The sequence below is a fragment of the Aeromonas sp. D3 genome (genome assembly GCF_027705025.1).
In the GTDB taxonomy this organism is placed as follows: domain Bacteria; phylum Pseudomonadota; class Gammaproteobacteria; order Enterobacterales; family Aeromonadaceae; genus Aeromonas; species Aeromonas salmonicida.
The window spans coordinates 1-10,854 of the sequence record NZ_JAPDBE010000045.1; the positions used below are offsets into that span (position 1 = coordinate 1).

Below are 10,854 nucleotides of genomic sequence, written 5' to 3' on the forward strand. Positions count from 1 at the left end.
GCATTCGCCATGCGAGAGTAGGACACTGCCAGGCACCCAACACGAAAAACCCCGCTCGATGAGCGGGGTTTTTTATTGCCTGAAATTCAAGTTTTGGTCGGCTATCACCTTATGACGGCACATTCCATATGGCATTAGCTCAGGCACCAAAGCACTACTGGCGTCTTGCCTCCTGACGTGACCGTTTCGTGCGCTATCATGGCTCTTGAGTTTTAGTGTTCCTATTGATGTTCTCCTGCCAAAACCCGCTGCCAAGCCTGCAATTAGGGTTGTATATGCCTCATAACTCGGTAGAGTAAGGGCATCTCGGGTTTACCTGTACACTCTCTTTTTTCTCTCTTGTACCGGTAATGCTTGGCCTGCTTTTATCAACCTTAAGTCAGTGGTATCGATATGGAACAAGTAAACAAGTCCACCTTCAGCGATGTACTGGAATATGTGCGTATGTCCCGTCGCCAGAACAAACTCAAGCGTGAAATCGCGGACAACGAGAAGAAGATCCGTGATAACCAGAAGCGTGTATTGCTGCTCGACAACCTGAGTGACTACATCAAGCCCGGTATGAGTATCGATGAGGTTCAGGCCATCATCGCCAACATGCGTACCGACTATGAAGAGCGCGTTGATGATCACATCATCAAGAATGCCGAGCTGTCCAAAGAGCGTAAAGACCTGAGTGCCAAGCTCAAAGCCATGAGCTCCAGCAAGTAAGCAAGCCTCTTTGCTACCTGAAAACACCGGCTTTAGGCCGGTGTTTTGTTTTCTGCCATCAGCTCGGATCTCTCATCAAGCTGCAACAATCGGCTCCCCTTTTTTTGATCGCCCTGTTACCATCGCTACAAAGCGGTCAACAGTTTTCAAGCCATTGACTTGAAAAGACTAAGCTTGAGTGAAACACAATAAATTGCGCAACCATGGTGGGGCTGATATGGGCGCATCAGAACAGACGGATTTGAACAAAGTGGCATCTCAAGATTCATCTGTCCCAAGCGCGGACGGCAAGTACAAGCGCAAGCGTCGTCCCTGGTGGCGTTGGTTGTTCTGCTTTCTCTTTTTGCTGTGCCTGGCGGCTGCGATTGCCCTGGTTGGCTATGAGATGCAGACCTCCCGACTGCAGTCGCAGGAGATCTCCCGCTATGCGGCCAAGCTGACCTATCAGGTCGAAGCTGGCCCCAGCAAGCAAATAATCTTCCCTGAGGATGGCCCCTTCGACAAGCGGCTCGGCTATGTGCTGTTGCCCATGATGCAGGAGCGTTTGCTGCAACGGGGTTATCAGGTCAGCGAGCAGACACACTTTTCCGATGCGCTCTATGACTATGCCAGCCGTGGTTTCTTTGTTCCCTATACCGAGAAAGTACAGGCCGGTCTGACCCTGCATGACTGCCGTGCCGAGCCCTTCTATCAATTCAAGTATCCGACTCACTATTACCCGGATTTTGCTTCCATTCCTCCCCTGGTCATCCAGTCGTTGTTGTTTATCGAGAACCGCGATCTGCTGAGCAACGAGCAGCCGTTGGCAAACCCGGCGGTAGATTGGCCCCGCTTTGCCAAGGCAGCAATGTCACAGGTGGGCAAGGCACTGGACATGCAGGATCAGTCCGCAGGGGGCAGCACACTGGCGACTCAGGTCGAGAAGTACCGTCATTCTCCCGATGGTCTGACGCTGTCACCGACCGAGAAGATCCGTCAGATGGCGTCAGCCAGTGTGCGGGCGTATCGGTTGGGGCCGGAAACCCTGGAGGCGCGCAAGCTGGTTGCCTGGGCTTATCTCAACTCTGTGCCACTCTCGGCCGCCCCTGGTTATGGTGAGGTACATGGGCTGGGTGATGGCTTGTGGGTCTGGTTTGGCGCCAATGTGAACGAAGTCAATCGGCTGCTGGATCCGGCTCGTAACCAGGATGCGGCACTTGAAGAGCAAGGGCTTGCCTTGCGGCAGGTTGTCTCGCTGATGATCGCACACCGTCGTCCCTCCTACTATCTGGCGCAGGGACGGGATGCACTGGCGACCCTGACTGACAGTTATCTGCGTCTGTTCGTGCAGGAGGGCATGATCACGCCGCCGCTGATGGAGGCTGCGCTCAAGGCCAAACTTGGTTTCCGCGACTTCCTCCAGTCCCCCGCTATGACTCGAGTCAACAACAACAAGGGCTTGCAGGTTGCTCGCACTCGCCTGAGCCGCCAGCTCGGGGTGCAGCTGTATGATCTGGACCGGATGGACCTGAGCGCGGATACCAGCCTCAATATGCCGTTGCAAAACGAGATCTCCCGTTACCTGCAACAGCTTGCCGATCCCGCGTTTGCCGCTCAGGTCGGCCTGTTTGGTGAGCGTCTGCTCTCGCCGGAGAAGACAGGGGATGTGCGTTACAGTTTTACTCTATTCGAGAAATCACCGGAAGGTTTCAAGGTACGAGTGCAGACGGACAACACGGATCAGCCATTCGACATCAACGAAGGCAGCAAGCTGGAGCTGGGTTCCACCGCCAAGTTGCGGGTATTGACCACCTATCTGGAAATCATTGCAGAGCTGCATGACAACTATTCCGAAATGCCAGCAGAGAGCCTGCGCAAGATTGAGGTCTCGGGTCAGGATAACCTCAGTCGCTGGGCCGTCTCCTATCTGATGACGGCCAAGGACAAGAGTCTGTCGTTGATGCTGGAGGCCGCTCTGGATCGCCAATACTCCGCCAGTCCGCACGAAGGCTTCTTCACCGGGGGCGGTATGCACACCTTCAACAACTTCCGCCGTGAGGATAACGGACGCATTCCTCCGATACGAGATGCACTGCGCGAGTCAATCAACTTGCCGTTTGTGCGTCTGATGCGGGACATAGTGCGCTACAGCCTCTATCGGGAGGGCAACCGCGCCCAGCTGCTCAAGGATGACAAGGATCCCCGTCGTACCGAGTATCTGGCCAAGTTTGCCGATAAAGAGGGGCAAACCTATCTGCTGCGCTTCTGGCGCAAGTATCGCGGCAAGACGGCGGATGAGCAGCTCGACACCTTCCTGGATGGCCTCAAGCCCAGCGCGGTACGGCTTGCTGCCGTGCATCGATATCTGATGCCGGATGCCTCGCAGGAGACCTTTGCCGCCTTCCTGGCCAAACGGTTGCCGCGTGACAAGCTCAGCGACAGACGCATTGAGCAGCTTTACACCAGCTATGGCCCAGGCAAGTATTCCTTGCCGGATCAGGGGTACATCGCGCGGGTGCATCCGCTGGAGCTGTGGTTGCTTGCCTATCTCAAGGAGTTCGACAAGGCGACCTTTGCCGATGCGGTTGAAGCCAGCCGGGATGAACGACAAGAGGTATACAGCTGGTTGTTCAAAACTCGTCACCGCAGTGCCCGTGACAGCCGTATCCGTACCATGCTGGAGGTCGAGGCCTTCCTCGACATCCATCAGCGTTGGGCCAAGCTGGGTTATCCGTTTGACCATTTGGTACCATCGCTGGCAACGGCTCTGGGCAGCTCAGGGGATAGACCCGCCGCGCTGGCCGAGTTGATGGGGATTATTCAGAACGGTGGCATTCGGGCCCCAACCCTGCGTATCGAACATCTCTCGTTTGCCAAGGGCACACCATTTGAGACCAACTTTGAGCCCGTTCACACCGAGGGTACCCGGGTGCTGCCCGCAGAAGTAGCGACTGCTTTGCGCAATGCACTCTCCAAGGTGGTGGAAGGGGGAACTGCAAGGCGTATCGCCGGTGCTTTTGCTCTGCCGGATGGCACTGTGCTGCCGATGGGGGGCAAGACGGGGACTGGCGATAACCGGATCGAGACAGTGGGTCGTTATGGCAATGTCACCAGTTCGCTGGCGCGCAACCGGACCGCGACCTTTGTCTTCTTTCTGGGAGAGGGTCATTTCGGTACCCTGACCGCCTATGTGCCGGGCAGCCAGTCTGACAAGTTCCGCTTCACCTCTGCCCTGCCAGTGCAGGTGCTCAAGGGGATGGCTCCACTGCTGATGCCTTATCTGCAACCCGGTACTCATACACAGTGTATGGCGGGCAATTAGCTCGCAAACCAGGATAAAAAAACGGGGCCATATGTTGGCCCCGTTTTACGCTGTGTTGCTTGCTGCTCGCCATGAGGCGTAAGCCATCACTTACAACAGGTCTTCGATTTCGCCACGCAGGTATTGGTACATTTCGCGATAGGCGACCGGCGGCTTGTTCAGTTCCCGTTCCTTGTTGGCGGAGCGGATCAGCTGGCGCAGCTTCTGGCGATCCAGCTCGTGGAACTGGGACATCAACTCGTTGAGTGCGCTGTCGCCTTCGTTGATCAGGCGCTCACGCCACTGTTCCAGGCGATGCAAGCGGGCATTCACGGTGGAGTGGCGGTTCTTGATGATGGAGAGCGCTTCTTCGATCGGCTCGATATCACGGCTGCGCATCAAGCGGCCGATGAACTGCAAATGGCGACGGAAGGACTCATCCTTCTTGGGTTTGAGTTTGCGGCCCAGCTCGACAGCATCGGCAAGCTCTTCATCCAACGGGATTTTTTCCAGCTCGCTGTGGCTTAGAGATACTATCTCTGCGCCCAGCTTTTGTAGCACCTCTGCATCACGCTTGAGCTGAGTCTTGCTGGGGCCCCAGTCTTCCAACTCGTTGTCGTCTTGATATTGACTCATCGGTCTCTTGATTCCTGTCATTCACGTTGGTGGATATGTTACCAGCTTCTCCCGCTGGGCGCAGGGGTCTGATATGCTTAGCCCCTTTCCTTCCTTCATATAGATGTGAGTTATGGATCAGCAAGACCAAATTCGCCAGGATCAAGCCCATCTCGAGGCCGTCGTTGCCGAGGCACTGGAGATAGCCAAAGGACTGGGCGCCTCGCTGGCCGAAGTCTCCATCAGCAAACAGACCGGGTTGTCGGTGAACACCCGGGGTTGTGAACTGGAAAGTATCGAATTCAACAAGGATGGTGCTCTGGGCATCGCGGTTTATCGCGATGGTTGCAAGGGTTCATCTTCCACCACGGATCTGGGCAAGCCAGCTATCCGCGCCGCCGTCGAAGCGGCCATGGAAATCGCCCGCCATACCTCTGCCGATGATTGTGCCGGTCTGGCAAATGCCGAGCTGCTGGCCTGGGATGCCCCCGATCTGCAACTGTGCCACCAAATCGAACTGGATCCCCAGCGCGGGATCGAGCTGGCCATCGAGTGTGAGCGGCTGGCGCTGGGTCGCGATGCCCGCATCAAACACTCCGATGGGGCCGGTTTCTCCAGCCACCTCGGCATCAAGGTCTATGGCAACAGCCACGGCTTCGTCAAAGGCTATGCTGCGTCACGCAACTCCCTGAGCTGCGTGCTGATTGGCGAGCTGGATGGCGACATGCAACGGGACTACGGCTACTCCTCGAGTCGCGACCTGGGTGGGCTCTGGAGTCCGCAACGCATCGCCGATGAGGCGGTGGAACGCACCGTCTCCCGCCTGGGTGCCCGCAAGATCTCCACTCGCCATGCGCCCGTGCTGTTTCACCCGGACACAGCCGCCGGCCTGTGGGGCCATCTGGTGATGGCCATCAGCGGTGGCAACCTCTATCGCAAGTCGAGCTTCCTGCTCGACAAACTGGGCAAGCAGATCCTGCCCCAGTGGCTCACTATCCAAGAGTTTCCTCACCTGCTTGGTGGACTGGCCAGTACGCCGTTTGACGGGGAAGGGGTACTTACCCGGAATATGGACATAGTACGCAACGGCGAGCTGATGAGCTGGCTGCTTACCTCCTACTCCGCCCGCAAGCTGGGACTGACTACCACGGGGCACGCCGGTGGCATCCATAACTGGCAGGTTTCCAACACGGGCCAGGATTTCCAGGGGATGCTCAAGGAGATGGGTACAGGCCTGCTGGTGACCGAGCTGATGGGGCAGGGGGTCAACATCGTCAATGGCGACTACTCCCGTGGCGCAGCCGGCTTCTGGGTTGAGAATGGCGAGATTGCCTACCCGGTGGAAGAGATCACCATAGCAGGCAACCTGAGCGAGATGTTTAGCCATATAGTGGCGGTGGGGTGTGATGAAGATGAACGCTCCAGCCTCAAGACTGGTTCCGTACTGGTGGAGAACATGAAGCTGGCGGGACATTAATACCCGCTCTCACGCTGAATCCATGATATGAAAAAGGCCCCCTCGCCAACGCGAGGGGGCCTTTTTAACAGATAGGTTCAAGGGATGGCAATCAGCCCTTGATACGCTCGATGCGCCCGCCCAGACCTTGCAGCTTGTGCTCGATATCTTCGTAGCCACGGTCGATGTGATAGATACGGTCGACTATGGTGGAGCCTTCGGCGACGAAGCCGGCCAGCACCAGACTGGCGGAGGCGCGCAGGTCTGTGGCCATCACCTGGGCACCCTTGAGTTGCTCGGTGTCACGGCAGATGGCGACATTGCCCTGCAGCTCTATGTCCGCACCCATTCGCACCAGTTCCGGTACGTGCATGAAGCGGTTCTCGAAGATGGTCTCTGTGACCATGCCGGTGCCCTTGGCGACGGCGTTCAGCACGGTGAACTGTGCCTGCATGTCGGTCGGGAAGGCCGGGTAGGGAGCTGTCTTGATGGTGACCGGCTTGAGAGTGCGGCCTGTCATGTCGAGGGTGATCCAGTCAGCCCCTTTCTCGATCAAGGCGCCAGCCTCTTCCAGCTTGACCAGTACCGCCTCCAGCAGGGAAGGATCTGTCTTGCGACAGGTGACTTTGCCACCGGTAACGGCTGCGCCAACCAGGAAGGTACCGGTTTCGATACGGTCAGGCTGCACGCTGTAGCTGCCACCGTGCAGACGCTCGACACCGTCGATGGTCAGAGTGTCGGTGCCCGCGCCCTGAACCTTGGCGCCAAGCGCGTTGAGGAAGTTGGCCAGATCGACCACCTCCGGCTCACGGGCGGCGTTCTCGATCACGGTGCGACCGTCGGCCAGGGTAGCGGCCATCATCAGGTTCTCGGTACCTGTGACGGAAACCATGTCCATCAGGATATGAGCACCCTTGAGGCGACCATCGACACGGGCCTTGATGTAACCATCCTCGATGGCAATCTTGGCACCCATCAGCTCCAGGCCGTGGACGTGCAGGTTCACCGGACGGGCACCGATGGCGCAGCCACCGGGCAAGGAGACGTCGGCAGCTCCGAAACGGGCCGCCAGCGGGCCGAGCGCCAGTATGGATGCGCGCATGGTCTTCACCAGCTCGTAGGGGGCGACGTGGTTGTTCACCGCACCGGTCAGCACTGTCACGTTGCCGTTGACCTTGGTGGTGGCGCCCAGCATCTCCAGCAGCTTGAGGGTGGTACCCACGTCTTTCAGGCGCGGTACGTTGGAGAGGTGGATCTCCTCATCACACAGCAGGGTGGCGAACAGGATCGGCAGGGCGGCATTTTTGGCGCCAGAGATGGTCACTTCGCCGTTGAGAGTACAACGACCATCGATCTTGAATTTGTCCATTTACTTAGATACCAATCAGGAGGGCAGTAGGAATTTACGTTCGCGTTTCCACTCGGCATCGGTAAAGGCCTTGATGGAGAGTGCGTGGATGGCGTTGCTGGCGATCTTGTCCATCAGCGGGGCATAGATGGCCTGCTGCTTCTTGACCCGGCTCATGCCGTCAAACATGTCACCGACGGCGATCACTTGATAGTGACTGCCGTCTCCTTTGACATGGACTTCGGACAATGGCAGAGCCTCAAGGAGTATCGCTTCAATTTCAGAGACTTGCATTATGCGTCCTCAGTTGTGAGCGGAGTTGACTGAAACAGACTGGCCACTCCATACAGGTTGGCCAGGGTATAAAAATCAGTGGAGGCGCCCACCAGTTGCGGTGTGGCGCCTCGTACCAATACGGCTTTGGCCCATTTGACCAGCAGTGCCAGCCCGGCGGAGTCCAGGGTGGTGACGCCACTCAGTTCGAGCCGATCTTCCTGCCACCAGTCGGCGCGGCGTTGCCACAGGGCATTGACCTGTGGTGCCTGCAGATCGCCGCTAAATTTCATGACTTGATGACCAACGGCTTGGCGTTGTGAGCACGCAGCTGGGCGATCACTGCATCTATGCCATTCTGGCGAATGAGGCCGCCCAGCTCGTTCTGCTTGGCGGAGAGCAGGCTGATCCCTTCGGCGACCATGTCGAAGGCCTTCCATTCGCCGGTCTTGTTGTTCTTGCGCAGCTTGAATTCGAGGAAAATATCCGGCTTGCCGGCCTCTTTCACGCTGACGTTGACGGCTGTGATATTGCTGTCACCCGGCGCCTTGCCCGGCTCGACTTTGACGGTTTGCTTGTCGAAATGGGCCAGCGCATCGGCATAGGAACTCACCATGTACTCGGTGAACACCTCGACGAAGGCGTCACGCTGGGCCGGGGTGGTCTGCTTGATCTGGTTGCCGAGCACCTTGTAGGCAGCGAAGCGGTTGTCCACGTAGGGCAGCAACTCTTCACGGATGATGACCCGCAGGTGATCCGGATTGCTCTTGACCTGGGACTTGTCCGCCTTCAGGCGGGCAAAGGTCTGCTTGGCCGCTTCGTCCACCAGGGCATAGGGGTCGGCGGCATTGGTGGCGTGAGCCCCCAGGGAAAACAGCATGCTGGTCATCAGACCCAGCAACAGGGCGATCTTCTTGAACATGGTTACTCCTTACTTGCTGTCGGATTTGGTGTCGGAAGACTGGCTATAGAGGAACTTGCCAATCAGGTCTTCCAGCACAATGGCTGATTTGGTGTCTTCAATCATGTCGCCATCCTTGAGCATGCTGGTACCCATCTCCTCATCGCTGAAGCCGGGCATCAGGCCTATGTACTGCTCGCCGAGCAGGCCTGAAGTCAGGATGGAGAGGGTGCTGGTTTCGGAAAACTCGCCGGCACTCTTTTGCATCAGCAGGGAGACGACCGGCACCTGGCTCTTGGCATCCAGGGTGATGTCGCTGACCCGACCGACGACGACGCCACCAACCTTGACCGGTGAGCGTACTTTCAGGCCGCCGATATTATCGAAATGGGCGCGCAGGGTATAGGTTTCTCCTTCCGGTTTGAAACTCAACCCTGCTACTTGCAGTGCCAACGCCAGAATGGCACCGATGCCGGCCAGCATGAAGGCGCCAACCAGGAATTCTACTTTGCTGAACTTCATCTTTACCTTATCCAAACATGACTGCGGTGAGTATAAAATCCAGGCCGAGCACGGCCAGGGAGGAGTGGACCACGGTACGGGTTGTGGCCTGACTGATCCCGGCCGAGGTCGGCTTGGCATCATAACCGTTAAAGAGCGCAATCCAGGTGACCACCAGAGCGAAGATCAGGCTCTTGATGGCACCTTGCATGATGTCATCCTGCCAGTCGACGGATGCCTGCATGGCGGACCAGAAGCTGCCTTCGTCCACCCCCAGCAGATCCACACCGACCAGCTTGCCACCGAAGATGCCGATCAGGCTGAACATGAAGGCCAGCAGCGGCATGCTGATGACGCCAGCCCAGAAGCGAGGGGCCACTACCCGGCGCAGCGGGTCGACCGCCATCATCTCCAGACTGGAGAGCTGTTCGGTGGCCTTCATCAGGCCGATCTCGGCGGTCAGTGCCGAGCCGGCGCGGCCAGCAAACAGCAGGCCGGTCACAACGGGACCCAGCTCCCGCAACAGGGAGAGGGAAACCAGCGGGCCCAGGCTCTGCTCGGCGCCGAAGTCTTTCAATACGTTGTAACCCTGCAACGAGAGCACCATGCCGATGAACAGGCCGGAGACCAGAATGATGGCAACGGATTGCACACCCACGACATACAACTGTTGAAGCAGCAGGGGGAAGTGCTTGCGTGGCTCGGGTTTGCCCGCCAGCGCATGAAACAGCATTATGGTGGCACGGCCGATGGAGCTGATGACGCGTACGCCAACCCGGCCCAGCTTGCTTACTTGGCTTATCAACATCACAGATCCTGTAGCAGGTCGCCTGCCGGAAAATGAAACGGGACAGGACCGTCGGGCAATCCAAGCAGGAATTGCTCGACTTCGGGATTATGCTCTTCGCGCAGCTGCGCCGGCGTACCGTGCGCCACCACCTTGCGGTTGGCGATGATATAGGCGTAATCGGCGATGGTCAGCACCTCGTTCACGTCGTGGGTCACGATGACGGAGGTGATGCCGAGGGCGCTGTTCAGCTCCTTGATCAGCTTGACCAGCACCGCCATCGTGATGGGGTCCTGGCCGACAAACGGTTCGTCATACATGATGAGGTCCGGATCCAGCGCTATGGATCTGGCCAGTGCGGCACGGCGTGCCATGCCACCGGAGAGCTCGGACGGCATCAGCTGAGCTGCCCCGCGCAGACCCACGGCCTGCAGCTTCATCATGACGATGGTGTGGATCAGCTCCTCCGGCAGACCGGAGTGTTCCCGCAGCGGGAAGGCCACGTTGTCGTAGACCGTCATGCCGGTAAACAGGGCGCCGCTCTGGAACAGCATGCTCATCCGCTTGCGCACTTCGTACAGGCGAGAGCGGGAGAGGGTGGGGATATCTTCCCCGTCAAACAGGATATGACCGGACTCCGGCTTGATCTGGCCACCAATCAGCCGCAGCAAAGTGGTCTTGCCTATGCCGCTCGGGCCCATGACCGCAGTGACCTTGCCACGGGGAATGGTCAGGTTGATCCCGTCGTATAACAGCCGATCTCCGTGACTGAAGGTCAGATCGGAGATGGTGATAAGGTCATTGTTCAAACAATTGTCCATCCGGTGTAAATGAAGAGCGAATTTTATGGGCTAGTCTAGGTCTAAGCAACAGCAAGGAACAACTATTGAACAGCCTGCCTCCTCAAAAGTGCGACAGTTTTGCGTCACCGATTGTCTCTCTTTTGGGACCGAGAAGTATCCGATTCGCTTATCTCGACAGA

11 protein-coding genes are annotated in these 10,854 nt (G+C 57.7%); 3 read left to right on the plus strand and 8 right to left on the minus strand.

Annotation, left to right across the window (positions count from 1 at the left end):
- Positions 1-393 precede the first annotated feature (393 nt).
- Together tmaR and OKC28_RS19600 are read left to right on the plus strand one after the other, a co-directional pair.
- Positions 394-711 (plus strand): PTS system regulator TmaR, encoded by a 318-nt coding sequence (gene tmaR, locus OKC28_RS19595; RefSeq protein WP_005314445.1) that lies wholly within the window; start codon positions 394-396, stop codon positions 709-711.
- Between the two features lie 217 nt (positions 712-928).
- Positions 929-4,012 (plus strand): transglycosylase domain-containing protein, encoded by a 3,084-nt coding sequence (locus OKC28_RS19600; RefSeq protein ID WP_021140202.1) that lies wholly within the window; start codon positions 929-931, stop codon positions 4,010-4,012.
- A 90-nt stretch (positions 4,013-4,102) separates the two neighbouring features.
- Here the strand turns inward: OKC28_RS19600 and yjgA are convergent, their stop codons facing one another.
- Positions 4,103-4,627 (minus strand): ribosome biogenesis factor YjgA, encoded by a 525-nt coding sequence (yjgA, locus tag OKC28_RS19605; RefSeq protein WP_021140203.1) that lies wholly within the window; start codon positions 4,625-4,627, stop codon positions 4,103-4,105.
- 112 nt (positions 4,628-4,739) lie between these two features.
- Here yjgA and pmbA point away from each other — a divergent pair, with 112 nt between their 5' ends.
- A complete protein-coding gene (pmbA, locus tag OKC28_RS19610; RefSeq protein ID WP_005314438.1) occupies positions 4,740-6,083 on the plus strand; it encodes a metalloprotease PmbA in 1,344 nt (447 codons plus the stop codon).
- A 91-nt stretch (positions 6,084-6,174) separates the two neighbouring features.
- On the opposite strand, the gene murA is transcribed toward pmbA, so the two are convergent.
- Genes murA through mlaF form a run of 7 tightly spaced genes read right to left on the minus strand, consistent with a single transcriptional unit; the run spans position 6,175 to position 10,693 of the window.
- Positions 6,175-7,431: a UDP-N-acetylglucosamine 1-carboxyvinyltransferase gene (gene murA, locus OKC28_RS19615; RefSeq protein ID WP_021140204.1), complete on the minus strand. Its 1,257-nt coding sequence runs from the start codon at positions 7,429-7,431 to the stop codon at positions 6,175-6,177.
- Positions 7,432-7,446: 15 nt separating this feature from the next.
- Positions 7,447-7,704: a BolA family iron metabolism protein IbaG gene (ibaG, locus tag OKC28_RS19620; protein WP_005306001.1), complete on the minus strand. Its 258-nt coding sequence runs from the start codon at positions 7,702-7,704 to the stop codon at positions 7,447-7,449.
- Positions 7,704-7,976 (minus strand): STAS domain-containing protein, encoded by a 273-nt coding sequence (locus tag OKC28_RS19625; protein WP_021140205.1) that lies wholly within the window; start codon positions 7,974-7,976, stop codon positions 7,704-7,706. The genes ibaG and OKC28_RS19625 overlap by 1 nt, the downstream gene beginning before the upstream one ends.
- Positions 7,973-8,605, minus strand: a complete 633-nt coding sequence (mlaC, locus tag OKC28_RS19630; protein WP_021140206.1) for a phospholipid-binding protein MlaC — start codon at positions 8,603-8,605, stop codon at positions 7,973-7,975. Before mlaC ends, OKC28_RS19625 begins: the two co-directional genes overlap by 4 nt.
- A gap of 9 nt (positions 8,606-8,614) precedes the next feature.
- Positions 8,615-9,106: an outer membrane lipid asymmetry maintenance protein MlaD gene (gene mlaD / locus OKC28_RS19635; RefSeq protein WP_005314428.1), complete on the minus strand. Its 492-nt coding sequence runs from the start codon at positions 9,104-9,106 to the stop codon at positions 8,615-8,617.
- Between the two features lie 7 nt (positions 9,107-9,113).
- The gene (gene mlaE / locus OKC28_RS19640; protein WP_005314426.1) at positions 9,114-9,893 is read right to left on the minus strand and encodes a lipid asymmetry maintenance ABC transporter permease subunit MlaE; all 780 of its coding nucleotides are present in this window, start codon (positions 9,891-9,893) and stop codon (positions 9,114-9,116) included.
- Positions 9,893-10,693 carry a phospholipid ABC transporter ATP-binding protein MlaF gene (mlaF, locus tag OKC28_RS19645; protein ID WP_011898278.1) on the minus strand — a complete coding sequence of 267 codons (801 nt, stop codon included), beginning with the start codon at positions 10,691-10,693 and terminating at the stop codon, positions 9,893-9,895. Before mlaF ends, mlaE begins: the two co-directional genes overlap by 1 nt.
- Positions 10,694-10,854: the final 161 nt, after the last annotated feature.

What these genes read in the sequence shown, in the direction of transcription:
- mlaE (WP_005314426.1), bottom strand. Translation starts at nt 9,893, where the DNA reads ATGTTGATAAGCCAAGTAAGCAAGCTGGGCCGGGTTGGCGTACGCGTC.
- mlaD (WP_005314428.1), bottom strand. Translation starts at nt 9,106, where the DNA reads ATGAAGTTCAGCAAAGTAGAATTCCTGGTTGGCGCCTTCATGCTGGCC.
- mlaC (WP_021140206.1), bottom strand. Translation starts at nt 8,605, where the DNA reads ATGTTCAAGAAGATCGCCCTGTTGCTGGGTCTGATGACCAGCATGCTG.
- mlaF (WP_011898278.1), bottom strand. Translation starts at nt 10,693, where the DNA reads ATGGACAATTGTTTGAACAATGACCTTATCACCATCTCCGATCTGACC.
- pmbA (WP_005314438.1), top strand. Translation starts at nt 4,740, where the DNA reads ATGGATCAGCAAGACCAAATTCGCCAGGATCAAGCCCATCTCGAGGCC.
- yjgA (WP_021140203.1), bottom strand. Translation starts at nt 4,627, where the DNA reads ATGAGTCAATATCAAGACGACAACGAGTTGGAAGACTGGGGCCCCAGC.
- ibaG (WP_005306001.1), bottom strand. Translation starts at nt 7,704, where the DNA reads ATGCAAGTCTCTGAAATTGAAGCGATACTCCTTGAGGCTCTGCCATTG.
- tmaR (WP_005314445.1), top strand. Translation starts at nt 394, where the DNA reads ATGGAACAAGTAAACAAGTCCACCTTCAGCGATGTACTGGAATATGTG.
- OKC28_RS19600 (WP_021140202.1), top strand. Translation starts at nt 929, where the DNA reads ATGGGCGCATCAGAACAGACGGATTTGAACAAAGTGGCATCTCAAGAT.
- OKC28_RS19625 (WP_021140205.1), bottom strand. Translation starts at nt 7,976, where the DNA reads ATGAAATTTAGCGGCGATCTGCAGGCACCACAGGTCAATGCCCTGTGG.
- murA (WP_021140204.1), bottom strand. Translation starts at nt 7,431, where the DNA reads ATGGACAAATTCAAGATCGATGGTCGTTGTACTCTCAACGGCGAAGTG.